Origin of the sequence: Marinobacter sp. BSs20148 (genome assembly GCF_000283275.1) — a bacterium.
GTDB classification, from domain to species: Bacteria; Pseudomonadota; Gammaproteobacteria; order Pseudomonadales; family Oleiphilaceae; genus Marinobacter; species Marinobacter psychrophilus.
The window spans coordinates 1,666,945-1,692,532 of the sequence record NC_018268.1; the positions used below are offsets into that span (position 1 = coordinate 1,666,945).

28 protein-coding genes are annotated in these 25,588 nt (G+C 53.8%); 8 read left to right on the top strand and 20 right to left on the bottom strand.

All coding sequences use genetic code 11. From position 1 onward, the window contains the following. Window positions 1-14 precede the first annotated feature (14 nt). On the bottom strand, window positions 15-329 hold the full coding sequence (locus MRBBS_RS07480) for a high-potential iron-sulfur protein (protein WP_014870850.1): 315 nt from the start codon (window positions 327-329) through the stop codon (window positions 15-17). 1,085 nt (window positions 330-1,414) lie between these two features. Between MRBBS_RS07480 and MRBBS_RS07490 the strand changes: the two genes are divergently transcribed. Both MRBBS_RS07490 and MRBBS_RS07495 read left to right on the top strand, forming a co-directional pair. Then, window positions 1,415-1,870 carry a CopD family protein gene (locus tag MRBBS_RS07490; RefSeq protein ID WP_014870852.1) on the top strand — a complete coding sequence of 152 codons (456 nt, stop codon included), beginning with the start codon at window positions 1,415-1,417 and terminating at the stop codon, window positions 1,868-1,870. A 36-nt stretch (window positions 1,871-1,906) separates the two neighbouring features. Then, entirely contained in the window at window positions 1,907-2,110 is a 204-nt protein-coding gene (locus MRBBS_RS07495; RefSeq protein ID WP_014870853.1) for a hypothetical protein, read from the top strand. A gap of 24 nt (window positions 2,111-2,134) precedes the next feature. On the opposite strand, the gene MRBBS_RS07500 is transcribed toward MRBBS_RS07495, so the two are convergent. The 3 genes from MRBBS_RS07500 to MRBBS_RS07510 form a co-directional block, all read right to left on the bottom strand. Then, window positions 2,135-2,467 carry a DMT family transporter gene (locus MRBBS_RS07500; RefSeq protein WP_014870854.1) on the bottom strand — a complete coding sequence of 111 codons (333 nt, stop codon included), beginning with the start codon at window positions 2,465-2,467 and terminating at the stop codon, window positions 2,135-2,137. Window positions 2,468-2,877: 410 nt separating this feature from the next. Beyond that, entirely contained in the window at window positions 2,878-3,249 is a 372-nt protein-coding gene (locus MRBBS_RS07505; protein WP_014870856.1) for a YajD family HNH nuclease, read from the bottom strand. A 59-nt stretch (window positions 3,250-3,308) separates the two neighbouring features. Beyond that, window positions 3,309-5,489 (bottom strand): OsmC domain/YcaO domain-containing protein, encoded by a 2,181-nt coding sequence (locus MRBBS_RS07510; RefSeq protein WP_014870857.1) that lies wholly within the window; start codon window positions 5,487-5,489, stop codon window positions 3,309-3,311. A 167-nt stretch (window positions 5,490-5,656) separates the two neighbouring features. Here MRBBS_RS07510 and MRBBS_RS07515 point away from each other — a divergent pair, with 167 nt between their 5' ends. After that, window positions 5,657-6,271, top strand: a complete 615-nt coding sequence (locus MRBBS_RS07515; RefSeq protein ID WP_014870858.1) for a DNA-3-methyladenine glycosylase I — start codon at window positions 5,657-5,659, stop codon at window positions 6,269-6,271. On the opposite strand, the gene MRBBS_RS07520 is transcribed toward MRBBS_RS07515, so the two are convergent. From MRBBS_RS07520 to phnD, 6 genes are read right to left on the bottom strand one after another with little or no spacing between them, the layout of a single operon-like run. Beyond that, complete coding sequence (locus MRBBS_RS07520; RefSeq protein WP_014870859.1) at window positions 6,249-7,010, bottom strand: DeoR/GlpR family DNA-binding transcription regulator; 762 nt, start codon at window positions 7,008-7,010, stop codon at window positions 6,249-6,251. The genes MRBBS_RS07515 and MRBBS_RS07520 overlap by 23 nt on opposite strands. 36 nt (window positions 7,011-7,046) lie before the next feature. Continuing rightward, window positions 7,047-7,856, bottom strand: coding sequence for an HAD-IIB family hydrolase (locus tag MRBBS_RS07525; protein WP_014870860.1), 810 nt, complete (start codon window positions 7,854-7,856; stop codon window positions 7,047-7,049). A gap of 17 nt (window positions 7,857-7,873) precedes the next feature. Then, on the bottom strand, window positions 7,874-8,683 hold the full coding sequence (gene phnE, locus MRBBS_RS07530; protein ID WP_014870861.1) for a phosphonate ABC transporter, permease protein PhnE: 810 nt from the start codon (window positions 8,681-8,683) through the stop codon (window positions 7,874-7,876). Beyond that, a complete protein-coding gene (gene phnE / locus MRBBS_RS07535; RefSeq protein ID WP_014870862.1) occupies window positions 8,677-9,495 on the bottom strand; it encodes a phosphonate ABC transporter, permease protein PhnE in 819 nt (272 codons plus the stop codon). Before phnE (MRBBS_RS07535) ends, phnE (MRBBS_RS07530) begins: the two co-directional genes overlap by 7 nt. After that, on the bottom strand, window positions 9,492-10,295 hold the full coding sequence (phnC, locus tag MRBBS_RS07540) for a phosphonate ABC transporter ATP-binding protein (protein ID WP_014870863.1): 804 nt from the start codon (window positions 10,293-10,295) through the stop codon (window positions 9,492-9,494). Before phnC ends, phnE (MRBBS_RS07535) begins: the two co-directional genes overlap by 4 nt. Before the next feature lie 53 nt (window positions 10,296-10,348). Then, window positions 10,349-11,341, bottom strand: coding sequence for a phosphate/phosphite/phosphonate ABC transporter substrate-binding protein (gene phnD / locus MRBBS_RS07545; protein WP_014870864.1), 993 nt, complete (start codon window positions 11,339-11,341; stop codon window positions 10,349-10,351). 329 nt (window positions 11,342-11,670) lie between these two features. Between phnD and MRBBS_RS07550 the strand changes: the two genes are divergently transcribed. The 4 genes from MRBBS_RS07550 (at window position 11,671) to MRBBS_RS07565 (ending at window position 15,463) form a co-directional block, all read left to right on the top strand. Continuing rightward, window positions 11,671-12,378 (top strand): hypothetical protein, encoded by a 708-nt coding sequence (locus MRBBS_RS07550; RefSeq protein WP_041635152.1) that lies wholly within the window; start codon window positions 11,671-11,673, stop codon window positions 12,376-12,378. Between the two features lie 46 nt (window positions 12,379-12,424). Next, a complete protein-coding gene (locus MRBBS_RS07555; protein WP_014870866.1) occupies window positions 12,425-13,168 on the top strand; it encodes a molecular chaperone DnaJ in 744 nt (247 codons plus the stop codon). Between the two features lie 983 nt (window positions 13,169-14,151). Next, complete coding sequence (locus MRBBS_RS07560) at window positions 14,152-14,505, top strand: RidA family protein (RefSeq protein WP_041635153.1); 354 nt, start codon at window positions 14,152-14,154, stop codon at window positions 14,503-14,505. Between the two features lie 4 nt (window positions 14,506-14,509). Continuing rightward, window positions 14,510-15,463: an ornithine cyclodeaminase family protein gene (locus MRBBS_RS07565; protein WP_014870868.1), complete on the top strand. Its 954-nt coding sequence runs from the start codon at window positions 14,510-14,512 to the stop codon at window positions 15,461-15,463. Between the two features lie 117 nt (window positions 15,464-15,580). On the opposite strand, the gene MRBBS_RS07570 is transcribed toward MRBBS_RS07565, so the two are convergent. Continuing rightward, window positions 15,581-16,675, bottom strand: a complete 1,095-nt coding sequence (locus tag MRBBS_RS07570) for an alpha/beta hydrolase (protein ID WP_014870869.1) — start codon at window positions 16,673-16,675, stop codon at window positions 15,581-15,583. A gap of 274 nt (window positions 16,676-16,949) precedes the next feature. On the opposite strand from MRBBS_RS07570, the gene corA reads away from it, so the two are divergent. Further along, the gene (gene corA, locus MRBBS_RS07575) at window positions 16,950-18,023 is read left to right on the top strand and encodes a magnesium/cobalt transporter CorA (RefSeq protein WP_014870871.1); all 1,074 of its coding nucleotides are present in this window, start codon (window positions 16,950-16,952) and stop codon (window positions 18,021-18,023) included. A gap of 47 nt (window positions 18,024-18,070) precedes the next feature. Here corA and phnN read toward each other — a convergent pair whose 3' ends face one another. Genes phnN through phnE (MRBBS_RS07620) form a run of 9 tightly spaced genes read right to left on the bottom strand, consistent with a single transcriptional unit; the run spans window position 18,071 to window position 25,544 of the window. Next, window positions 18,071-18,685, bottom strand: coding sequence for a ribose 1,5-bisphosphokinase (gene phnN / locus MRBBS_RS07580; RefSeq protein WP_050996603.1), 615 nt, complete (start codon window positions 18,683-18,685; stop codon window positions 18,071-18,073). Window positions 18,686-18,706: 21 nt separating this feature from the next. Further along, complete coding sequence (locus tag MRBBS_RS07585) at window positions 18,707-19,894, bottom strand: alpha-D-ribose 1-methylphosphonate 5-triphosphate diphosphatase (protein WP_014870873.1); 1,188 nt, start codon at window positions 19,892-19,894, stop codon at window positions 18,707-18,709. Then, entirely contained in the window at window positions 19,891-20,595 is a 705-nt protein-coding gene (phnL, locus tag MRBBS_RS07590; RefSeq protein WP_014870874.1) for a phosphonate C-P lyase system protein PhnL, read from the bottom strand. The genes MRBBS_RS07585 and phnL overlap by 4 nt, the downstream gene beginning before the upstream one ends. A 31-nt stretch (window positions 20,596-20,626) precedes the next feature. After that, window positions 20,627-21,436, bottom strand: coding sequence for a phosphonate C-P lyase system protein PhnK (gene phnK, locus MRBBS_RS07595; RefSeq protein ID WP_014870875.1), 810 nt, complete (start codon window positions 21,434-21,436; stop codon window positions 20,627-20,629). Continuing rightward, window positions 21,433-22,326, bottom strand: coding sequence for an alpha-D-ribose 1-methylphosphonate 5-phosphate C-P-lyase PhnJ (locus tag MRBBS_RS07600; protein WP_014870876.1), 894 nt, complete (start codon window positions 22,324-22,326; stop codon window positions 21,433-21,435). The genes phnK and MRBBS_RS07600 overlap by 4 nt, the downstream gene beginning before the upstream one ends. Next, window positions 22,323-23,546 (bottom strand): carbon-phosphorus lyase complex subunit PhnI, encoded by a 1,224-nt coding sequence (locus tag MRBBS_RS07605; RefSeq protein WP_014870877.1) that lies wholly within the window; start codon window positions 23,544-23,546, stop codon window positions 22,323-22,325. Before MRBBS_RS07605 ends, MRBBS_RS07600 begins: the two co-directional genes overlap by 4 nt. 1 nt (window position 23,547) lies before the next feature. After that, on the bottom strand, window positions 23,548-24,213 hold the full coding sequence (gene phnH, locus MRBBS_RS07610; protein WP_014870878.1) for a phosphonate C-P lyase system protein PhnH: 666 nt from the start codon (window positions 24,211-24,213) through the stop codon (window positions 23,548-23,550). A gap of 3 nt (window positions 24,214-24,216) precedes the next feature. Further along, complete coding sequence (phnG, locus tag MRBBS_RS07615) at window positions 24,217-24,705, bottom strand: phosphonate C-P lyase system protein PhnG (RefSeq protein WP_014870879.1); 489 nt, start codon at window positions 24,703-24,705, stop codon at window positions 24,217-24,219. A 32-nt stretch (window positions 24,706-24,737) separates the two neighbouring features. Next, entirely contained in the window at window positions 24,738-25,544 is an 807-nt protein-coding gene (gene phnE, locus MRBBS_RS07620; RefSeq protein WP_041635154.1) for a phosphonate ABC transporter, permease protein PhnE, read from the bottom strand. Window positions 25,545-25,588: the final 44 nt, after the last annotated feature.

Here is a 25,588-nt window from a genome sequence, read left to right on the forward strand (position 1 = left end):
TTGAACACTGACGGTTAGGCCTTCTGGACCCAAGTCTGACACCAGCCGTTAACTTCTACGCTGTTTGCTGGGAACAAAGAGCAGCCATTATTAGCTTCCAGGAAGAACATGCAGTTTGCGCAGTGTTCACCTGCCGTATAAGCCGGGTGGCCGGCAGCCTCTTCAGCCACTTTAACGTAGTTCAACCCCTTGGCTTGGGGAGTCGTTGGGTCGAGCGGTGGAAGGCTTTGGGCGAAAGCGCGCTGAGACAGAATGCCCATACCAAGAGGGAGGGCAGCCATACCGAGCAAACTGTGACGCATAAATTTACGACGACTTTGATTAGCCATAATAGTTCCTTATTTGTGTATAACTTAAGTATATTAAGTGGTTAGTAATAGTTGCGGGTAATTATACGTTTCGAACGTAGAATAGATCGAAATGAACCAATGTTCAATATGCACAACGTGAAGGCGTTAATCATCTTGCCGAAAATGAAAGGTATTGATAATTAAAACGTTTACCAAATAACAATCGTTATCGAAAACATAGGAATGATTATCATTAACTTCTTTGGTTTCGCTTGTGTATCTTTAACCGCGCGCTAATAGTCAGGGTGATTACAGTAAAAGGTACTAAGAAATAAATCGCCACTGCACCAAACTCGGGTAAAGTAACATGCTGAGTTACAACTAGGATTATATACATCGTATACATTACCTAGTACCCAAGGAATAGACTGTCTTGCAGCCGACTGAGTCTGCTGCTCGTAAAGAATATGGACAAATAGAAAAAAGCAACCGCTACGTTATAAGTGGTGTCGCCATCACCGGCGCTTTCCCAAAAGTTCTACTTGTACCTTATTTTAGTAAACGCAGAAGAGCATATACCTCTTAACATAAAGTGTGTTCGTTATGGGGCACTAATAAGATATAGATCGGCTATTTATACTACCTGAGCATAATAAAAAGCGCCTCAAACCAGGCATGTCTCTTTGCTGTCAGCCTGCTTTTTTAAGTAGATCCAAATTTTTTTCGGTGATAACTATTTTAAACTGTGCGTTTGGCTCATTAAAAAGGCAGCCGCTGCTGTAATGCGACAAGGCATAGCCCCAAAGGCCAAACTCCAAGTACTCGGCAAGGAATACCCGCCCGGACCCTCGCTGGTCGCGGTCTTCAAGTTGTTAATTGTCGAGCTTCGGGCCGTCGGTTTCGGTGCGCTTGCCTTGAGAAGGTTGGGGGCGAGGGTTGTCAGCAGGCATACGATTCTCTTCTTCTATTTATTTTATGCCCAAAAGTATAGGAGGGAATTCTGCAAATGGGTTGGTAAATAGACGTCTGGTACGGTCTTAAGGCAGAGAAATATGGGGTTGCCGATCGTGTTTGTCGGGCCGTTCGTGTAAATTCAGGTACGAATTACATCAAAAGGAAATGTTATGGGTTTGGCTCTTGCGTTGCATGCGTTATCCGCCGTTATTTGGGTTGGCGGTATGTTTTTTGCCTATATGGCGATGCGCCCGGCTGTGGGTGAGGTGATCGCAGCGGAACAACGTGGTGAACTTTGGTGTCAAACGCTCACCCGGTTTTTCCGCTGGGTTTGGTTGGCGATTGTACTTTTGCTCATCACCGGTTATTGGATGATTTTCAAAGGATTTGGTGGCATGGCTGGGGCAGGGTGGCACATTCATGCCATGCAGACGCTTGGCTTAATCATGATGTTGTTGTTTTTTCACCTCTACTTTGCCCCGTTCCGCCGTTTGAAACTGGCCGTTGCTGCTAACGACCCCCAGGAAGGCGGGCGTCAAGTCGGTAAAATTCGCCGGCTCGTTGGCATTAACTTGATTATCGGGCTGGTCGTCGTGGCTGTTGGTTCTGCCGGGCGCTATCTGTAAACACAGACAAAAAAGGCTGAAAACAGTGACATTGTGATGGACACCACACATCTAATTCTGGGGCTGATTTTTAGCTCCATTGGCGTCGGCTATTTCATTTACGGCCGCAAGCAATCGAATATCGTAACGCGATATTGTGGTGTCGCGTTGGTTCTATACCCCTATCTGGTGACGAACACGCTTGCGCTGGTGGCGGTGGGTGTGGGGTTGATGCTGGTTCCAAGATTTTTTGAGATTTGATCGAGGCTAACATATTGGTAAAATTTAATGCGCAGTTGAGTTGGAAAACACATTAATAATAACCACCCCGGCCACAATAAGCCCCATCCCGAACGCGCTTGCCATGTCTAACTTCTGACCAAGCGCCAACCAGCCGATCAGTGATATCAGAACGATTCCCGAACCAGACCAGATGGCATAGGCTATGCCGACTGGAATCGTTTTCAGGGTCAGCGACAGAAAATAGAAAGCGACGCCGTATCCGATAACCACCATCATACTGGGAAGTACTTTGGTAAAGCCTTCGCTCGACTTCAGGCTTGAAGTCGCAATCACTTCCGCAATAATAGCGATGCTTAGAAATAGCCAGTTTTTCATTTAAATACTCTTTTCGAATACATTGGATTAGAAAACCACGTGCAGGAGGCTGAAAAAACCAATTCTTGTTTCAATTACCAGCGTTTGCTCAAAATAGCGGTCATCGCGTTTTACGTTATACTCATATTATCCATGCGGTATTTTATTCCATTAAAAAATGAATTTATCATGATTTCTTTATCTCTGAGTCCAAGTAACAGCCCTTTGCGAATGCTCTTACAGGAGACGACACCCAAAGCGTTACAGCCTATTACCAGGGCCTTAAGCCAATGGTTTTTGCCATTACCCAGCAAGCGCTGGGGTGATCATAATAATTGCGGTGAAAACCTTGGGGTTGCCGGCCAGTAAATGCAAAACGCCGTCAATCATAACCGTTGACGGCGTTTTGCATTGGGCTTCAGCCTTGGCTCTTAGCTTTTTTTTTCAAACGCTTCTTTCAGCCCAGCAAACGGATTGTGCGTAGCCGCCTCCCGCTTTTTTTCACCGCCGCCGCCGTAGCGCACGAAATCCTCGAATTTACTGTGTTCGTTGTCGTGGCAGTAAACGCACAATAATTCCCAGTTACTGCCATCGGGGGGATTGTTGTCGTGGTCATGGTCACGATGATGCACCGTCAGTTCTCGCAAATTGGCGCGGGTAAACTCACGGGTGCAGCGTCCGCATATCCACGGGTACATTTTTAACGATTTTTCGCGATAGCCGCCTTCGCGCTTCGCGATGTACTCACGCTGTTCAGCGAGAATCTTATCCAGTTTGCTTGTATCGCCAACGTTCTGACTCATCAGTGCTTCCCTCGGAAAGTAAAACTGCCCCGGTGTTCAGTTCCGGTTCTTTATGTCATTCAAACTCTGGTAGCACGCGCTGCATGCAGCTTCTTATAGCTTTCAATAAGCCGCAGGTGTTTGTCCAGGCCTGCCAACTGCATGTTGGTTGGGGTAAGGCCGTAAAAGCGCACCTCGCCATTCACCGACCCCATCACCGCGTCCATAGTCTTTTCACCGTACAGTCGCTTGAGATTAAACAGGTAATCACTCAGCTCAAGTTCGTCATCGATAACAATTTCCAGTACCGCACTCACCGCCCGATAAAACAACCCGCGTTCCACGGTATTGTCATTGAACTGGATAAAGGTTTCGACTCGGTCAAGGGCGTCTTCGTACTGTTCCAGAGCCAGGTTGATAAGAAGCTTTAACTCCAGAATGGTGAGCTGGCCCCAGACCGTGTTCTCGTCGAATTCAATACCGATCAAGGTGATGATGTCTGTGTAATCGTCTATCTGGCTTTCTTCCAGGCGCTCTACCAGGGCATTCAGCTGCTTGTCATTCAACGAGTGGAGGTTGAGAATGTCTTCGCGATAATCCAGAGCCCGATTGGTGTTGTCCCAGATCAGATCCTCTATCTGGTAAACCTCGGAATAGTCAGGCACCAGCATGCGGCAGACCGGGGCGCCCAAGTCGTCATAAACCGCTGTATACACTTCTTTGCCCAGATCTTTGAGGATGTTGAGCAGGCAGGCGACTTCTTCTTCGTTGGTGCCCGAGAAATCCCACTCGCTAAATTCGAAATCCGCCTTGGCGCTGAAGAAGCGCCAAGAGATCACACCGCTGGAATCAATGAAGTGTTCTACATAATTGTTGGGCTCGGTGATTGCAAGGCTGTTGAACGTCGGGGGCGGAAAATCGTTCAGGCCTTCAAAGCTGCGGCCTTGCATCAACTCAGTGAGACTGCGTTCCAGCGCCACTTCCAGAGTCGGATGCGCGCCGAAAGAGGCAAAAACGCCGGAGGTTTTCGGGTTCATCAACGCGACACAGGCCACCGGAAACTGGCCCCCAAGCGAGGCGTCTTTGACCAACACAGGATATCCCTGTGCTTCCAACGCCCGAATGCCTTCCAAAATGTTGGGGTATTTTTCCAATACGTGCAGGGGAACGTCTGGCAGCGTAAGTTCTTCCTGAATGATCTGCTTTTTGACCGCCCGCTCAAAAATTTCTGACAGGCACTGAACTTGCGCCTCAAACAACGTGTTACCCGCACTCATGCCGTTGCTCAGGAACAGGTTTTCAATCAGATTGCTGGGGAAGTACACCGTCTCGCCGTCTGAATGCCGTACAAAGGGCAAAGCGCAGATTCCGCGCTCTGCATTGCCAGAGTTGGTGTCGATCAGGTTAGAACCAGCCAGTTCATCCTCCGGGTTGTAGATCTCCAGGCAGTGGCTATCCAGAATGCCCTGGGGCAGTTCGTCGTTGGGCCCTGGCTTAAACCAGCGTTCATTGGGGTAATGAACAAACTCGCTGTTGGCAATTTCTTCACCAAAAAACTGATCGTTATAGAAGAAGTTGCAGTTTAGGCGCTCAATAAACTCGCCGAGCGCCGAGCACAGGGCGCTTTCCTTTGTCGAACCTTTACCATTGGTGAAGCACATGGGCGAGGCCGCGTCGCGAATGTGCAGTGACCAAACGTGAGGCACGATATTGCGCCAGGATGCGATCTCGATCTTCATGCCCAAATTCGCCAGAATGGCGGTCATGTTGGCAATGGTCTGCTCCACCGGCAGGTCTTTACCCAAAATATAGGTGCTGGCGTCGCCTTCTGGCTTGGCCATCAGCAGGGCCTGGGCGTCTTCATCCAGGCTGTCTACGATTTCAATCTGGAATTCAGGGCCGGTTTGGACCACCTTCTTGACCGTACACCGGTCGATGGAACGCACAATGCCTTGTCTGTCTTTATCAGAAATGTCTTCTGGCAGCTCGACTTGAATTTTAAAAATCTGGTTATAGCGGTTCTCGGGATCAACAATGTTGTTTTGCGACAGGCGGATATTGTCGGTTGGAATGTTCCGCGCTATGCAATAAACCCGGACAAAATAGGCCGCACACAACGCCGATGACGCCAAAAAATAGTCAAAAGGACCGGGCGCTGAACCGTCACCTTTGTAGCGTATAGGTTGGTCGGAAATCACCGAGAAGTCGTCAAACTTGGCTTCAATTCGGAGGTTGTCGAGAAAATTGACGTTGATTTCCATTACGAAGGTACCAATTTGTAGAATTTGGCGCTTTGTGGCCTTAGATTGCCGCTATTATCCAGTTTTTGAAGCCGAACGTCTTTCAATTCGGTGAAATTTAACCATAGCTAATAGAGGATGGGAGGACACAAGATCATAGGGTGGACTAAAAAATGGCGCATGACCGTATGAGTGTGACGATAAAAGGGCCTGACGGAAAACCCCGTTGCCGTTGGTGCGGCACCGCAGCGGAACTGCGTGTTTATCACGACACCGAATGGGGCTTTCCGGTGGGTGATGACTTTCGCTTGTTTGAGAAGTTGAGTCTTGAAGGCTTTCAGTCCGGATTGAGTTGGCGCACCATTTTGGCGAAGCGCGAGAATTTCCGTGCGGCCTTCCATCATTTTGATTTCAACAAAATCGCAAGCTTCGATGAGTGCAGTGTCGAACGTTTAATGATGGATGAGGGCATTATCCGGCATCGAGGCAAGATTGAGGCGGTGATCAACAATGCGCGACTGGCTAAAAATCTCGTCGAGCAGGGGAGTTCCCTGGCAGCCTTCGTATGGCGCTATGAACCCGATGCAAAGCCGCCCGCGGATCTACAAACAGTATCAACTTCCGCGGAATCCATTGCCTTGTCGAAGGCGCTTAAGAAGCTGGGGTGGCGATTCATCGGGCCAACGACGGCTTACGCCTTTATGCAGTCGATGGGGTTGATCAACGACCACGCCGCGGAGTGCGTCATTCGGGCCAGCGTAGAGCAAGCGCGTAAATGTTTTACCCTTCGCCACACTCAATAATGCTTACCGAGTCCGGTAGGCCTTTTCGTTGCTGATTAGGCATGACGTTGGTGTACAGGCTATCAACATACTTGAACGAGGCGACTTTACAGTATGAACTCAGAGTCCATTTGGTGTGATCGGCCACCAACAGACGCCCCCGGGTATTGCTTATAATGGCCCGGCTGACTTCGGCTTCGCGGATATCGTGATCCATCAGGCCATGTTGAAGATCCATGCTTCCAGTACTGATGATGCCAAAGTCGGTGATGAAAGAGCTAAAGAAATGGGTGACTTCCGGCCCAACAACGTCTTGGTCTTTGTGCCGGTACTGCCCGCCCGACACAATCACGTCGATATTGGGATTCACTGAAAGCGCAGCGGCCACGCGGAGGTTGTTGGTTAAAATTTTGAGTGACTGGTGATGAATCAGAGCGTGTGCCACACATTCAATGGTGCTGCCTACTCCAAGGCTGACGGTGGCCCCTTCCGGAATATCCGCTGCGACACGCTCGGCCATGCGCTGTTTGGCCCGTAAATTACGCACCTGTAGTTCGTCAATGAGATTAGGGGCAGCGCTGGCGGGTAAACTGACGCCACCGTAACGACGGCGCAACAAGCCTTGTTCGCAAAGCTTGTTGATGTCGCGACGAATGGTCTGAGTGGTAACGCCAAAGCGCTTTGCAATGTCGTCAACTTCGACATGCTCCTGCTCGTGCACCCATTCAATTATGCTGTGTTGCCGCTCTTTGGCGCCCATCAGTTTACAGTCACGGTCAGTTGATTCATGTTGTGGCTATGTGCGGCGAGTGTCGGCCTGGCCTAGCCCAGACGCAGTGCGTTGCTGCAGCCAGGCATCTGCCATTTCAGCAAACCCCAGCCCGGAAGGCTGGCTGGCGATCGCGGCTGGCTGGTGGGTCATGACTGGCAGGTGCTTGCGAATGTTTGCCACACCGATACTCAGCGGGAAGTTGCCGAACATACATTCGTCATTGGGCGCATCTCCAATAAACACAGAGCGCTGCCGCAATGCCTGCGGATTCAGGCCCAGTAAATCACGGCCTACCCGTATCGCCATGGTGGATTTGTCGAAGTCTCCCTGCCAGATGTTGATATGAATCGAGCTTTCCCGAACATTAAATCCCTGTGCTTTAAGCGCGTCGTGAATCTGTGCCACCTGTTGCACATTTAAAGACTCTTGCTGGTTATAATCCACCGCCACATCCACAGTGCGAAAGGCCTGGTCGCCGGCCAGTTTCGGTTTAAAGTCTAGCTTCAACGAGGCAACAGCCGCCAATATGCGAGCCTGGTCTTCACGGTGTGATGATTCATTATCCCAGTAGTGCCAGCGAACGGTCATGGGTGCGGTGCGTTCTGCGTAAAATGCACCGCCTTCACCAATCACGGCTGTTACCGGCCAGGTTCGAATGATCTGGTCACACCAGCCGGCGCAGCCACCGGTGACCGGAATTACGCGGATGCCTGCCGCCGCCAGGCGACAAATCGCGAGATAGGTTTCGGGCAGCAGCTGGCCGGCGGTGGTCAGTGTATCGTCTACATCGGTGAACAGAATATCTGCATTACCAAACTCAAAATTATTCAGCATAGTGTCTGTTTTCTCGTTCAAATTACTTTTTTGCGCAGGACACTGGTAATCGCTTCGCCCAGAATAACCAGAACAATGATGGCCAACAGGATTGTTGCAACTGTCTGCCAGGCGAACAGGTCGATCGACCCCTGCAGCAACACCCCGATACCGCCGGCGCCCACCAGGCCCAAAACGGTAGATTCACGGATATTGATGTCCCAGCGCAAAATAATGATGGCAAAAAATGCCGGCATTACCTGAGGCACAATCGCGTAAAGCACCACCTTCATTTTACTGGCGCCCGTTGCCTGCATGGCTTCTACCGGGTTGCGATCAATCTCTTCAATGGCTTCGCCCATCAACTTGCCAATGAATCCGATGGACCGGAACATAACCGCCAGGATGCCGGCCAGCACGCCCGGGCCAAAAATGGCCACAAACAGCAGTGCCCATATAATGGTGTTTACTGAACGGCTGGATACCAGAATAAACCGGCCAAGCCACAGCGTTGCCTTGTTCGGCGTTGTATTCTGCGCCGCAATATAGGACACCGGTAAGGCGATGAATATCGTCAGCATGGTCGACAGCGTGGCAATATGAACGGTTTCCAACATGGCATTGAAAATCGCATCCCACCGACTGAACTCCGGCGGCCACATGCGTGACCCCAGGCTTTGTATCTGATTAGGAGCGTCCCATACCCAGGGCCAGAAAATGTCGATGTCTTTTATCGCCCAGACAACGGCCACCAAAGTCGCCAGGTAGATCCCGTAGCGGATCAACTGCTCTTTCCGGTCATAACGCGACCAGACGTGGTCTTTCAGTTTTGCAGCGTGATCTACCATACTTTTTTCCTCACCCACCCGCTGAACCCTTCACTGATCAAAATGATCCCGATGATCATCAGCAGAATGGCAAATGCGAAATCGTAATCGTAACGTCCGAAGGCGTTCATCAGCGTGCCACCAATACCGCCTGCACCTACAATACCGACCACTGCTGAAGCGCGAAGGTTGCTGTCCAGCTGGTACATAGACAGGCCTATCTGGCGTGGCATAATCTGTGGAAAAACCCCAAAGACCAGTATTTTAAAATAACCGGCACCCACCGAGCGCATAGCTTCAACCTGACCCCAGTCGATCTCTTCGATTTCCTCAGCCAATAACTTGGCCACAAAGCCGATGGAATACAGGGTTAGGGTGAGAATGCCTGCCAGCGGGCCAAAACCGACCGCGGCGACAAAAAGAATGGCCACGATAACCGGATGAAAGCTGCGGGATATAACAATCAGCGCGCGCCCCAACAGATAAATAGGCAAGGGCGCCACATTTTTAGCGGCCATCACCGCGATGGGCAGCGACAGACCAACACCCATCAGGGTCGCTAGAAAGGCAATCTGGAAACTTTCCTTGAACCCGGTCCACAACAAACTTCCGCGCTCGAAACTGGGCGGAAAAGCGCCACCGAAAATTCGAGCGGCACGGGGCAACCCCTCTGAAACCCGCTCCCAATTGAACGGCAAGGTTGAAAATGCCCAGTACAGGTAGGTCAGGGCTATGGCGATCAAACCATAGCGAACCCAGGGGTTTGCTATGAACGGTGGCTTTTTCCAGACCCTGCCTGACGGGGTGTCGGCTCCGGTTTTGACGCGTGTCATGCCGAAGCCTCCTGATCCTGAGATGCCTTCTTTCCTGACTCCTCACCATCTTCTTCCGGTGATTCGATACCACCGTATATGGCGTCTAGCGCATCCTGGTTGAAATCTTTGGGCTCACCGTCAAAAATCATCTGGCCGTGGCGCATACCCACAATGCGGTCTGTATACATCCGCGCCTGGGTCACGTTGTGAATGTTGATCAACACCGGCAGTGACATTTCACTCGCCAGGCTTTGCAACAAACTCATGATTTGCTGGGACGTTTTTGGGTCTAACGAGGCGGTTGGCTCGTCGGCCAGCAAAATCTCCGGCTCCTGCATCAGCGCACGTACCACTGCAACACGCTGCCGTTCGCCACCCGATAGCTGGTCTGCGCGTTTGTCGGCGTATTGGGCAATACCCACACGCTCCATCAAGCTGAAGGCACGATCGATGTCAGTTTGCGGAAAGCGGCGGGTTAACGCCTGGAAAAAAGACACGTAACCCAAACGCCCGGACAGCACGTTTTCCATAACCGTTAAACGATCAATCAGGTTAAAACCTTGAAAGACCATACCGATGCGTCGGCGGGAATGACGCAATGCACTTCCGCGAAGATTGACCAACTCGTGGCCGTTTAGCTTGATCGAACCCGATGTCGGTTCGACCAACCGGTTGATGCAGCGCAACAGGGTACTTTTCCCGGCACCTGAAGCGCCAACAATGGAAACAACACTGCTGCCATCGACCGTCAAATCAAGACCTTTGAGCACGGGGTCGTTCTGCCCGTATCGCTTGACGAGGTTGGTAATCTCTAACATGTGATTAACTCCGGATAGAGCCTCTGACGGATTAGCCAGAGGCTCCGGTTTTCTTATTGAAGATTATCGGGGGTGTACTGAACGCCATTGGACGCCTGAATGGTGCGAATGACGCGCCAGTTGTCCTTATAGGTGATTGGAATGAACGTTTCGACGCCTTCAAACTCGTCACCCAGCTCGGTGCCGGCGAATTTAAAGGTGTAGAAGGCCTCGCGAACTTTTTCAACCAGGTCCGGGTGTAAGTTGTGAGCATAGTTATAAGACGTTGTCGGGAAGCGATCTGATTCCCACACCAAGCGCACATCGTCTACGTCATACAGCCCACGAGCGGCCATACGTTCTACCACTTCTGAGGCAACTGGAGCAGCATCGTAGTCGCGAGCGACCACACCAAGCATGGATTGATCGTGGCTGCCCGAAAAAGAAATTTCGTAGTCTTCACCCGGTACTATCCCAAGCTCCGGAAACAGTGCTCTGGGTGCCTGGTTGCCGGAATTAGAGGTGGGTGATGTGTGTGCAACCCGCTTGCCTTTGAGGTCTTTCATTTCAAAAATGTCAGAACTGCTGTGGGTGAAAACCTGCAAGGTATAGCCAAATTGACCCGTGTCTGAACCCATCAGCGCAAAGGGAACTGCACCGGCAAGGTTAACGGCGAAAGGTGTTGGGCCCGTGGAAAAGCCGGCAATGTGCAGGCGCCCACTGCGCATGGCTTCTACTTGGGCAGAATTGGATTGCACGGCGAAGAAACGAACTTCTTTACCGGTCACTTTTGCCAGGTGATCAATGAACGGCTGCCAGATATCCGAATAAATGGCCGGATCTTCAACGGGCGTGTAGGCAAAAATCAAGGTATCGGGATTAACCCACTCTGACTTATCCGCTGGCAAGTCGGCTACCATGTCGCCGTCTGCATCGCAGTACATGGCGTCGAGTGCGCCTCGTTCACAGTCCGCCAGAGCCGGGCTGCTGAAAGCAAACAGTAAAGCCGAGGCCGCCAGGGTGACGGACGGCAAGGTGCCGGAAAACAACTTTTTCTGCATATTCATCGAGATGCTCCACTGGAAACGGTCCCTGCATGAGAGCCTCATGCCTTGAATTGAACATCCTGAAAGGACCCGTTCCGCTAGATTGTTGTTATAAGATGTTCAATTGAACTCTCATAGTAGCAGTAAGGCACCATTAGGCAAGGTACGCATGTCTGCAATGAGCGTGTTCGGCGGAGAAACCCCCGCGAAAGGTGTTCAATTGAATGTTAAGGTGCCTTTTTGAGCGCGTGAGCATTGGGCAATGTGGTCCGCCAAGCCTGTGAATTGCGTATTCTTTACCTTAAGCTTGCACTAATACATTGGCAGAACAAGGCGGTTTGCAAAAGCGTATGTCTGACAGAGAGCTCCGTAAAAAATCCGATAAACAGTCGATCGACCAGTTTATCCACCAAATCCGTAAGTTGCCCAAGCAAGATGGAGGGCCGAGTGGTGAGCAGGGTCGGCTGATTTTTGCTCTGGATGCTACCGCCAGCAGAGAGGCTACCTGGGATCAGGCTTGCCACTTGCAGAGCGAGCTTTTTCTGGCGACCCGGGATTTGGGAGGCCTGGCCATTCAGCTTTGTTACTACCGCGGTTATGGGGAATTTAAGGCCACGAGGTTTGTTAACCAGACCAGCCAACTACTTAAGCTGATGAACGGCGTGTCCTGCCTGGGCGGCCGTACTCAGATTCACCGGGTTTTGGCGCACGCCAGAGAAGAAACCCGGGCAAAGGCCGTAAAAGCCGTGGTGTTTATCGGAGATTGTTGTGAGGAGCCGGTAGATGAGCTTTGCCACATCGCCGGAGAGCTGGGCATGCTGCGCACCCCGGTGTTCATGTTCCTTGAGGGTGCGGATGCACACGCCAAGGCAGTGTTTCAGCAAGTGGCCAAATTATCGGGTGGCGCCTATGCACCCTTTAACAGCAACAGCCCGCAAATGCTGAAGGATCTTATGGCCGCTGTGGCGGTCTATGCTTCCGGGGGAGCCAAAGCGCTGCAAGACTATTCCAGCCGCAGCTCGCCAGAAGTTAAGCGCTTGACTCAACAAATCCGTTAGCGCCTGTTTCAATTAATTGGTGGGTCAATAGGCCCGAGGTATCCGAGTGCTATTAGTGCTTTTGATTGCTGTAATGACCATTGTTGCCTGGGCCTGGCTGCGTAACCAGCCGCCCGGCCAGCAGAAACCGGCCATCATCAAGCTGGTGTTGATTGCGGGTGTTGTGATGGTGGTTCTGATGGCCATCACCGGCCGCCTGCCCATCTTGTTTGCAGGGTTGGCTTTCCTGTTCCCTCTGTTACGGCGGGTTCTGCCTTCGCTATTGATGGGGCGTCTGTCGGGCTTGATGGGAAGCGGCCAGGCAAAGGCACAGCCGGGCAACCAATCCCACGTTTCCAGCGATATCTTCAAGATGACCTTGGACCACGACTCCGGAGATATGACCGGTGAAATATTGAAAGGCGCCATGGCCGGGCGCGTGCTGGCGGATTTGGCCGAGAGTGAGTTCATCGGGTTGCTGCAGTACTGCCGGGACCAAGATGAGGACTCTGCCCGGCTTTTAGAAACTTATTTGGACCGCCGCTTCGGAGACTCCTGGCGCACTGACGATCCGGCTGGCGATGACAGTGCCCAAAACGGTGAACAGGACAGTGAACGCGAGAGGTCGAACAGCGGCGGCAGTCTGACCGACAGCGAGGCCCTGGACATTTTGGGATTGGCGGCCGGTGCCAGCCGGGACGAGATTGTCCAGGCTCACCGCAGGATGATGCAGAAAATGCATCCGGACCGTGGCGGAAGCAACTACCTGGCTGCTCGTGTAAATGAAGCCAAAGAGCGGCTTTTGAGTTAGGGAGCCTTAGGGGAACTTCTGAACCGGCTCATCTCTATGTCGACCAGAGTTTGTTCACATTGTGCATTGACTCTTTCACAGCGGCGGTGCCGGCATTCCTGCGCCGTTTGCAACAGGGTTGGGTGCGATGGGGGTTAGTCTTACCAGCCGAGGTGAGGGTACGACTGCCTGAGTAAACGGCATAAGTACGGTTTAACAGAAGCCGCTGGCGACCTGATTCGTTGCCAGCGGTTTTTTATTGAGCAGCGTCTTCACCGCCAAGCCTTTACCAAAGCGCCTAGCCCCTTGGCCTTTCAGAAACTCAGCAGGTCTACGAATTGGCCAGTTGGCCAGTTGGCACGTTAGGCATCAGGTGTTGTCGTTAAAAGAATAAAATAACAGATAGAGTATGTTGTCAATATGTATAACTTTGGAAAGAATGAATCTGATTCATCATCTCTGTTAATTTTTTTAAAGAACAAAATAGGAGAAACAATTCCAAATGGCAGTGCCAGTAGAATCAGAATGTTTCAGCTTTGATGCCCGAATGACCGGAGATTCCTGTTGCTACCGGATTGAGCAACAGACGACCCACCCTGTAAAAAATAACTAAAACAGATGGATGTATATGAAGGAAGACTACTTAAAAAAACATTTTCACCAAAGAGTTTCCTTGCCTCGGTGAATTCCGAAAACATTTCTGAGCATAAAAAGAATGCAGTGCTAATGAAATAAATGAGGTGAATACAGTTGGATATAACATAATAACGTCTAATCGCTGAGGTTCGCCACTAAGGCCAGAGGCCGAGGCGGAACTGGTTTGAAATTACCGCGGTTTAGGCCCAGTCGGCGGGCACGGTGTCCTGAGCATCTCACTGCCATGGCCCTTTTACGTAACGCAGAATGGTATGGTATCTGTCGGCCAAAAAACAATCGACGAACTTTTTTAACGCGCTTTATCAATGGGTTTACCCAAAACCGTCCACTTTTAACTGGAGAATACTATGACGATTAATTACCTCGGGTCCGGTGCTCGGATGAGCCAAATCACTGTCCATTCGGGAACCGTTTATACTGCCGGGCAGGTTGCCAGCGATGCCACCGCTGATGCCGCTGGCCAGACACAGCAAATACTGGAAGGACTGGATCGCCTGCTGGCAGAAGCAGGCACTGATAAGTCCCATTTGCTATCCGCCTCTATCTGGGTGGCCGATATGGCTGACTTCGCTGGCATGAACAGCGCATGGGACAACTGGGTGACACCAGGCCGCACTCCCGTCAGAGTCTGTGTAGAGGCCCGTCTCGCCAAGCCTGAATGGAAAGTGGAAATCATGGTTATCGCGGCGCTACCGGAGTAATTCTATGCACGTTATCTCTGCAGAGGCAGTCGCGAGCTCACTGCCGTGGCTACCGCTGATCGACAGGATTGGACAGGCCTTCCGGGAAGGTGTCGAGGCGCCGCCTCGCCATCACCATACGATCCAGCGAGATGATGGCGAGGCAACCATGCTACTGATGCCCGCATGGGAACCGGACGGCTACATCGGGATGAAAATGGTGAACGTTTTTCCCCAGAATGCCGACAAGGGGTTGCCCGCTATTTCAGGGATTTACATGCTTTGTGACGGCGCCAATGGTCAACCGTTGGCCTGTTTCGATGGCAGCGAGCTGACTCGCCGGCGCACGGCTGCCGCCTCGGCACTGGCCAGCCGCGCGCTTTCTCGCGAAGCTTCCGAAACCCTATTGGTGATTGGCACGGGTAAACTGGCACCGATGCTGATCGAGGCCCATGCCAGCGTGCGCCACATCCGCAAGGTGATGGTGTGGGGCCGCAATCCTGACAAGGCGCAGGCCCTGGCAAACGAATACGCCCATTACAAAGGCGGAATGGTTCCCTTTGATAGCGTGTCAGCGATCACGGATCTACCGGCCAGTGCAGCCACTGCAGACATCATCAGCTGTGCCACTTTGTCAGATCAGCCCATCGTGCTGGGCACGTGGCTTTCACCCGGTTGCCACCTTGATCTGGTGGGTGCCTTCCGGCGCACGATGCGAGAAACTGACAGCCACTGTATTGCCCGCGGCGAAGTCTATGTGGACACCTACGGAGGGGCCGAAGGTGAAGCTGGAGATCTCCATTTCGCCGCTGAGGAAGGCGTCTTCCGTTTCAATGATATTGCAGCCGATTTGGCGGAAGTTCTGCAAGGTCGTCATCCGGGCCGCTCCAGTGGCGACGCCATCACCGTTTTTAAATCGGTCGGTGCATCGCTGGAAGATCTGGCCGCCGCCATTGAGGTCTGGCAACGTCTTAAATAGTTTGACCTCTGGCGACAGGCTAATGGGCATTGATTAGCCCTATCGAGGACGTCGCCGAGCACACCACGCAGCCCTTTTTCTTCTCGCATCCAGAGCAAGCGTTGTAAGCGGGGATTATTAGGGTGATGAACTGACATCTCGCAGAACCTCCACCCGCGCCAGAAATTCGCCTATATTCTCGAACGCCTCTTCTGCCTCCGGTAACAGTGGCGTAAACATGTGCCACACATGAACCATGTCAGGCCAGGTTTTTATTTCCACTGGCGAGCCGGCCTGTTGCGCCTTTGCAACATACCGTTGGGCGTTTTCGTGCAGTAGCTCCGATTCGCTGACGTGGATCAGCGTTGGCGGCAGACTGTGGAGTTTTCCCCGCAGGGGTGATGCCATTGGGCTGGTGGGCAATATGCGAATGCCAAAAACCGTTCCCCACCACAGCAGCGGTGAGGGTATGCGCGCCAGCTTCTCGACGGCGGGTCCCAGCATTGCGTCGGTTTTCAGGTTGGCTCGCTTGCTGAGTGACGTGAGCATGAGTTCGGTGGAGGGTGACAGGGCAATCGCCGCATTTGGTGATGGCAGATTCTGGTCTCGTATCCAGGCGATCAGACCCAGGGTGTGACTGCCGCCGGCGGAATCCCCGGCGATCACGACGAAATCGGCCGCCGCCTTCTCGTCCGGGCCGTTATCGAGTATCCAGCGGTAAGCCTGCTGGCAGTCGACAATGCCATCCAGATAGAGGTTTTCCGGCATTAACCGGTAATCAACGGCGAATACGCAGGCGTGGGCCAACCTAGACAAACGATCAGTGATTGCGCGATGGCTTTTGGGGCTGCCGGCAATCCAGGAACCGCCGTGAATGTAGAGAATCCGGCGGTTGGGATCTGATCCGGGTGCAATCACCCACTCCCCATTGGGCTCGCTTTCTTTAGCAGGGCGGATATCTGAGACCAGATCCAACTCGTCGTTCATACTATCCATGTAGCGCCGCAGGGCTTCTATCCGAGCCCGGCCACGCAGGCCTTCAGACGCAGCGTGCATTCCCCGCACTTTTTCAAGCACTTGCTGCCGGGCATTGCTTTGCGGCTGATGGGTGGTCTTTCCGCTATCAGTCCCGGCATCGTGTTTTTGGCGCACAATAAACACCACTGCAGTCGCCAGTGCGACCATCACCAGACCAAACCACATCATTACCAACCAGGCGACTCCGAAAATCATCTGTAACCCCCCCCCCGTGTTTTAAGGCAGCTTATTTTTGAGCTGCCATGTTAGTTTACTCATGGTTCTTACGCTTATCTGTCTGGCTTTGATCGCTCTAGCCTTGATCCTTCTAATTTTATTACTCTAGCATGGCTCGATCCAGCGTCTATAATTCTGGTTTCAGAGTGTAAAAGTCCACGAAATGCATCACTAAAAAATAATCAGGGTGGGGGTATTTCGAGAAAATACGTTGACCCATGAAACCGTCAAACAGCGCCCGGGCGAATGATTTATGGCCTATTTTAACAAACACTACCACAGCCCGGGTACAGCACCTGGAACCCTGGTGGCCATTCAGAAACCGGTAACGCCGGTCACCATAAAGCTGATCGATTACACGGAGTCCTCGGTTGAGGAGCTCCAACTTGCCTCTGCACGCGATTGTCGGCCATTTCTGGATCGGCAGAGCAAAACCTGGATTCAAGTAAACGGGCACATCGATCCAGATACCCTTCGAGATTTTGGCGAATTGTTTGACCTCCATGACCTGGCGCTGGAGGACATTATCAACAGTGGCCAACGCCCCAAAATCGAACTTTATGACGACCAGATTTTCATCATCGCGACATTGCCTGTTTACGATGGCCAGAATTTAGAGATGGTTCAGGTTAGCCTGTTTGTTGGAAAGAACTATTTGATCTGCTTTTGCCCGCTGGCGAACGACCCTTTTGAGCCGGTACGCAAGCGCATGCGGCAACCCAACAACCGCCGCTTCGCTGACCGCGGGATTGATTATCTGCTGTACGCGCTGATGGATTTTATTATTGATGCCGGTTTTCCGGTACTGGAACAATTCGGCGGCCAGCTTGAAGCCCTTGAGGAGGAGTTGCTGGAACGCCCGAGTCAGAAAACGCTGGCGTCATTGCATGAGCTTAAGCGCGAACTGCTGACCTTACGCCGGGTGCTCTGGCCCCAGCGGGAACTGATCACGACGCTCATGCGGGGTGAGGACGAGCTGATTCTGGCAAACACCCTGGTGTATTTTCGGGACTGTTACGACCACAGCATTCAGATTATCGAATTATTGGAAAGCTTTCGCGATATGGCGACCAGTATGCTGGATATCTACCTGTCCAGTATCAGCCAGCGCACCAATGAGACGATGCGGGTGTTGACGATTATCGCAACCATCTTCATTCCGCTGACGTTTGTGGTGGGTGTTTACGGCATGAATTTTGACCATCCGGGCAGCCCCTGGTCTATGCCGGAACTGGGCTGGTACTACGGCTACCCGATGGTCTGGGGCGCCATGATTTTAATCGTTCTGGGGTTGCTCTGGTTCTTCAAACGTCGGCACTGGATATAACCGACTGGGTCGGTTCTAACTTACTATAACTGCTTCCCACAGAGCCCTTAACGTAGCCCGCGTCGGTGACCGTTCTGTTGTTCTGCGATCGCAGCCAGCAGGTTGGATACAGCGTCTTCCACGTTGCCATTGTTCTCGATCACAAGGCAGTCTGAAGGGAGTTGTTGTTCCAGTTCCCGGGCACGGCGAATACGCGCGTCGATCTGCTCAGCGCATTCCCGGCCGCGCATTACCAGGCGCTGTTGCAGCCGGTCGGGGTCGACACGGATCAGCACTGGAACAAGTGTGTCGCCATAATGCGACCGAGCCTCATCAAGATAGCCGCGGGATCCATTCACCAGTACCTGGCCACCGTGAGCAAGCCACTGGTCGATCTCGCGGCCGATTCCGTAGCGGAAACCATTGGCTGACCAGTGCATGGCAAAGGCATCTATGGCTACCCGTTGCTCGAACTCGGTGTCTGAAAGCCAGACATGGCGCTCTGTGCCGCCATCCGCCTTTCGGGTTATATAGCGGTGGGCCACAAGTGGCCTCATGTCATCGGTAGAGTCTCTCCGACAGCCTCGTAGCAGCGTATCCTTGCCCGCGCCTGACGCCCCCATAATGTAAAACAGGCGTCCTAACCCGGCCGCGAGCGGCTGTCTATTGTTTGATTCAGGCACCTTTCGCTCCTCAGTAGCGTCTCAATACACCCGTTTTCCGCCTCGCCAGACGTTTTGAATCACCGGCAACTGATTTCTGGGTTCCACTAGCACCAGGTCTGCCCGTTTGCCGCGTTCGATCACGCCGCGGTCATGGAGGTTGGCGCAGCGCGCAGGGGTGCAAGTGACGGTGGCGATGGCCCGAGCCATGTCATAGTCGTTGTCTTCCATGCTGGCCAGGCGAAATGCCGCGTGCAGCATGCTGGCGGGATAATAGTCCGACGACAGTATATCGAGCACCCCGGCGGAGGCTAGCTCGGCTGCTGCAATGTTGCCTGAGTGAGAGCCTCCCCGCACAATATTGGGCGCACCCATCAATACCCGCAACCCTTGGTCATGGGAGGCTTTAGCCGCTTCCCAGGTGGTGGGAAATTCCGCAATACGCATACCCAATGCTGCCGACTCTGCAACATGGTCGAGGGTCGCGTCATCATGGCTGGCCAGCGGGATGCCTCTGGCCTGGCAAATGGCGACGACGGCTTGGCGGTTTCGGTCGCTGTGCAGCAGAGCGGATTCCTTGCGTTTGTGCGTGAAGGCGTCCATTTCAGCATTGTTGAGGTTGTGCTTGCCCTGGTAATACTGCCGGTACTTGTCCTCCCGGACGAATTGACGCTGTCCTGGTGTGTGGTCCATGACCGAGACAAGCTGGAGCAGGGGATGATCAACCAGCTCTTCGAACAGTTGCAGAGTTTCGCCAAAACTGACTTCGCAGCGCAGGTGCAGCATGTGATCGGCCCGCAACATGCCCGCATCACGTGTCTCTGACAGAGCGTCGATGAGGGTCCTGAGGTGGCTCAGGCGATTGCTGCCATCAACAATATCACCGATGGACAACGCGTCGAATACCGTGGTTATGCCAGACGATACGATATGGGCGTCGTGGGTGAGCACGGCCGGATGGCTTGGCCAGATAACACCCGGCCGTGGCGAAAAGTGCTTTTCAAGGTTGTCTGTATGCAGCTCCACCAGTCCCGGAATCAGATAGGCTCCCTGGCAATCCTGGGCTTTGGCTGCTCGGGTATTGCCCCGATCTATAGCGTTGATCAAACCATTCCGGACTTTGAGTGTGCCGGTAAATACCTCGGTTTCAGTCACAATACGGGCGTTGGTGAGCAGTAACTCACTGTTTTCAAGCTGCGGTCGTTCCAGTGTCAGGTCCATGGCGCTCATGCTGCTTCCTCTTTCGCGAGGCTGGTCAGGGGTATTCGGCGGTCGGCTAGCTGGTCGCGTAACCCGGCGTCGTGGAAAATACCGACAATAGCCGCGCCGCGCTCCCGGGCCTGCTGGATAAGCGACACCACAACAGCGCAGTTGTCTGCGTCCAGAGAAGCCGTGGGTTCGTCCAGCAAAAGGATCGGGTAATCAACCACAAAGCCCCGGGCGATATTGACTCGCTGCTGCTCGCCGCCGGAAAAGGTCGAGGGAGCCAGGTGCCAGAGCGTCTTGGGTATGTTCAGCTGGCGTAGCAATTCGGAGGCTTTTTTGCGACAGCTCTCCCGGTCTACGCCCAGGGCCCTTAGCGGTTCCATCACCACTTCGAGGGTAGATACCCGGGGAATAACCCGCAGGAACTGGCTAACATAGCCCAAGGTTTGGCGCCGGATGTTCAGAATCTGCTTGGGTGTTGCTGTAACCAGGTCGGTAAGCTCGCCTTGGTGCCGAACATGAAGTTGACCGGACTGGGGCTTATAGTTGGCGTAAAGCGAACGCAAAAGGGTACTTTTTCCGGATCCCGAGCGCCCGTCCAGCACGACGCATTCGCCAGCGTTCACGTCAAAGGACACATCTGTGAGGACAGAGTAGGAAACACCACCCTGATTGTGCAGGGTGAATCGTTTGTTCAGGTCGGTAACCTGGATCATGACCGTCATTGCAGTTCTCCAGTTCGATCACAGTGCGGTGTCACGGGGTCAACACCGAAGACACAAGCAATTGACTGTATGGGTGTTGTGGGTCATCCAGTATCTGGTCGGTAAGGCCCTGCTCAACTACTTTGCCGCCACGCATCACCATAAGCCTGTGGGATAACAGTCGGGCTACAGCAAGGTCGTGTGTTACCAGCACAACAGACAGGCCCAGGTCTACTACCAGGTTACGCAGCATATCCAGCAGGCGAGCCTGAACCGAGACATCCAGCCCGCCTGTGGGCTCATCCATGAAAACCAGTCGCGGCTGGGTGACCAGATTGCGGGCAATCTGAAGGCGCTGCTGCATGCCTCCGGAGAAGGTGCGCGGCAGGTCATCAATACGGGCGGTATCGATTTCCACTTCTCGCAGCCAGGCTTCCCCTGTTGAACGCAGGGTGCCGTAATGACGTTCACCGATGGCCATCAAGCGCTCACCAATATTGGCGCCAGCGCTCACGCCCATCCTCAGGCCATCCCGTGGATGCTGGTGGACAATTCCCCAGTCAGTGCGCAGCAAAAGCCGGCGCTGGCTTTCGGTAATGTCGTAGATGTCGAGTTTGTCGCCCTGTTTGCCGGTGTACTCAATCTGTCCGGAGTCTGGCGTCAGCATTCCAGACAGGCATTGCAGCAGCGTGGTTTTGCCGGAGCCGGACTCGCCCACTATTCCCAGCACTTCGCCGGGCCAGAGTTCAAAGTCGACGCCATCCACACCTTTGCCAGGGGCGTAAAGTTTGCGCAGATCGTTCACCTTCAGCAGAGGCTCGGCCAAGCCCTCTTCTGCCATGGCCATTGCCGCGTTAGTCATACAGCCTCCTGACGGGCGCCGGTCTCGAAGCGCTGGTTGCAATAGTCGGTGTCAGAACAGATGAAAATACGCCCGCCCTCATCGTCGGTCACAACTTCATCGAGGAAGGAATGGTCCGACCCGCAAAACTCGCAGGTCTGGTCCCAGTGCTGGATCTCGAAGGGGTGATCCTCGAAATCGAGACTTTCAACCCGGGTGAACGGCGGGATAGCGTAGATTCGTTTCTCCCGGCCAGCGCCGAACAGTTGCAGCGCCGGGTTGCCGTGCATCTTTGGGTTGTCGAATTTCGGTATGGGCGAGGGGTCCATCACATAGTGGCCGTTGACCTTGACCGGATAGGCATAGGTGGTGGCGATGTGCCCGAAGCGGGCAATGTCCTCATACAGCTTGACGTGCATCACACCGTATTCCTGCAGTGCATGCATTTTCCGGGTCTCGGTTTCCCGCGGTTCGATGAACCGCAGCGGCTCGGGAATCGGTACCTGATAGACCAGTATCTGGCCGTGGCTGAGCGGCGTCTCCGGTATCCGGTGACGGGTCTGAATAACGCTCGCTTCACGGGTGGATTCTGTGGTGGCAACGCCGGCGGTGCGGGCAAAAAAACGCCTGATGCTGACCGCATTGGTGGTGTCGTCTGCGCCCTGGTCGATGACTTTGAGAACGTCATCCTGACCGATAATAGTGGCCGTAACCTGCATGCCACCGGTGCCCCATCCATAGGGCAGCGGCATTTCGCGTCCGCCGAAGGGTACCTGATAGCCGGGCACCGCCACGGCTTTCAGCAGGCATCGGCGAATCATCCGTTTGGTCTGCTCGTCCAGGTAAGCGAAGTTATAGCCGTTGCTGTCACTCTCGGTGTCAGAATTGTGGTTAGAAGCTGCGCTGGTCATGCCTGTTTCACCTCACGGTGTTGTTCGTTGTCCATGCTCGGCTCATCTTGGTTGCCGGGTTTGGATGTGGTGTTCATTTTTGGGTTCTGGTGGCCTGATTTGCGTTGTTCAAACTCTTTCCGGAGTCGTCGCAGCAGTACCAGCTCAGACTGAAAATCAACGTAGTGCGGTAGCTTCAGATGAGACACGAAACCCGAGGAGTCGAGGTTGTCGCAGTGGGCGAGAACAAACTCCTCGTCTTGCGCCGGCGAGACCACGTCCTCACCCAACTCCCGCGCCCGCAGCGCGCGATCCACCAGCGCCATCGCCAGTGCCTTGCGCTCGGAATTGCCAAACGCCAGACCGTAGCCACGGGTGAAACGTGGTGCCTCGGTGGCGGTGCCGATAAACTGGTTGATCATGTCGCATTCGCTAACCTGAATGTCACCGACAATAACGGGAAAGCCAAGTTCTTCCGGCGCGATTTCCACCGCCACTTCGCCCTGGCGGATTTCCCCTGCAAACGGGTGATTACGACCGTAACCGCGCTGGGTAGAGTAGGCGAGTGCCAGCAGGAATCCTTCGTCGCCGCGTGCCAGGGCTTGAAGGCGCAGGTCGCGGCTAGCGGGGTAGTCCAGTGGTTGGCGGGTAAGATCTGCCGGCGCCGAATCGTCGGGTTGAAGGTCACCGCTATTGGCCAGTGGGCTTTCAATCAGTCCCTCGCTGTTGAGGAAATCCAGTACCCGAGGGCAGTCTTCTACCATTTCGTCAGAGGGCTGCGTAGAAGGAAGCGTAGAGGGTGATGAAGAGGGTGACGAAGAGCCCCGCTCACCATTGGCCAGCAACGTAAAATCCAGCAATCGATGGGTGTAATCGTAGGTGGGGCCTAACACTTGGCCTCCAGGCAGATCCTTGTAGGCAGCGGAAATCCTGCGCTGGATAGCCATGGTGTTGGTTTCCATCGGCAGAGACGCGAGGAAACGCGGCAGGGTCGTGCGATAGGCCCGCAGAAGAAAAATAGCCTCAATAGCATCGCCGCTGGCCTGCTTGAGCGCCAGTGCTGCAAGTTCCGGGTCGTAAAGAGAACCTTCGGCCATGACCCGGTCTACGGCGAGTCCCATCTGTTGGCGAATCTGGGCAACGCTCAGTTCCGGTATCGAGGTGTCACCGCGGCGGGTTTCGTCGAGCCAGCTGTGGGCCTGATCGATGGCTTTTTCGCCGCCTTTGACAGCTACGTACATGCTATATCTCCACTCGAGTGGTGCGTGGCAGACCCATCAGGGCCGTTCCGGCGGTGAACAGAAGGTCAACGCCACAAGGAAATTGACGGCAATTATCGGCCAGCATGCCAGGCCAGCGCGGGTCCAGGCCGGCGATGCCGACCGTGCGTACGCCATCAATCCCCGGGCCACGCAGAGCCCAAGTGCTGGCGGCATCCAGGCTTTCCACCTGCACGATCACGGTGGTGGAGCGATCTGGGTATTCATGGCTGCCTTGGGCGAAATAGGTCAGATCGCCGTCGAAATCTGGCGATATCAGGGCAAACTCTGCCTGGCCCGGTTCGTCCACAAGGCGACAACCACAATGAAAGCGCAGCGCGCTCACCAGGGCGTCGGTTCTTAAGGCCGGCGCAATCCACAAGGGTGTTTCCGCGTCCAAAAGTGTCAGGCAAAGCTGGTATGACGCAATGTGCACGCCTTCAGGCACTGGGATCTCTGGCACATTTTGCACGGTTCCGGGCTCAGAGAGCGCGGTGAGCGCGCGACGAAACACCTGTTGTGACTGATGCACCGGATCGTCGAATCCGGCACAAAGCCCGGCCAGTGAGAATGCCGGTGAGAGCGGCGGCGAGAATGTCGTGGACAGCGCCGGCATGGCGAATGGGTGAATCTCGTTTGTCGCGGTCATCGACTAGCTACCCCTTACCATGGTCATGAAGTTAACTTTGGTTGTGGCGGCTTTACGGGAGACCTTTTCACGACGAGCCAGCCACTGCTCGTGCAGTGGCTGTATCAATGCAGGGCCGTGTTTGCCGCTGTTTTCGCACATCAGGCCGTCGAACAGTGCCGCCAGTTCAGCGTGGCGCCGGCTGCGGCCACTGACATAGCCAAAGCCTTGTGTACTGCCATCCAGTTCCACCACACACCGGGTAAGCGTTATTTCGCCGAGATTGAAGGGCGAGCCTGTGCCTCCGGTGCGGCCACGCACCATGGCCATGCCAATTTCCGGTTTACGGAGGTGGCGGAAAGTCGGTTGGAGTGGCAGGTTTTGCCAGTAAGTCTCCAAGTCACTCAGGTCGGCTCTTGCCAATACCGACATCCAATATTGACGATCGGCGATCTCCGACGTGGAATCCTTAGTTTGTGAAAAGCTCTGCGAAAAGGCCTGCGCGTGGGTCATGGGCCGTTTTCTCCTATAAGTTGGCCAGTTATCTAGATAAAGCGTTTGCGGACCCACTGAGACGTAATATCCAGTGAGGTCACGACGAGAATAATGATGATCATCACCACGCAGGTTTGAGCAAACTGGAAGCCTCGCATGCTTTCCCAGAGAATCACGCCGATGCCCCCGGCACCCACCATGCCCACGACCGTGGCGGAGCGGACATTGGATTCGAATCGATACAGTGAATAGGAAATCCACAACGGCAAAACCTGCGGGATAACGCCATAAATAATTTCCTGCAGACCACTGGCTCCGGTGGCTCGCACACCTTCTACCGGCCCTGGGTCAATGGCCTCTACGGCTTCGGAAAACAGTTTTGCCAGCACCCCGGTGGTGTGGATGAACAACGCCATGACCCCGGCGAACGGTCCTAGCCCTACAGCGACCACAAACAGCATGGCAAAGACCATCTCGTTGATGGCGCGGAACGAATCCATCAAGCGGCGAACCGGCTGGCAAACCCACCAGGGCACAAGATTTTCCGAGGACATGATTCCGAAAGGGATGGCCAGAATAACGGCCAATACGGTGCCCCAGATCGCAATCTGTACGGTGGTGACCATTTCGCTGAAATAGAGCGGCCAATGGTGAAAATCGGGCGGGAAAAAATCGGCTGCGAACACAGCCATGTTGTTACCGTCGGCAATCAGAGCCGCCGGGTTCATCTCGGCGCCCTCCCAGGCCCAGATTAGGACAGCGCCGGTGATGCCCCAGCCCAGCAAGGCCGCCCAGCTCCGTGAAAGCAGGTTGCTTTGGCCTTCGGGAAGATGTGAGTGTGTTGATGCGCTATGCATGAGAGCTGCCTGTCGCTTTTACGTCTGGAGTTACCGGGGTTGTC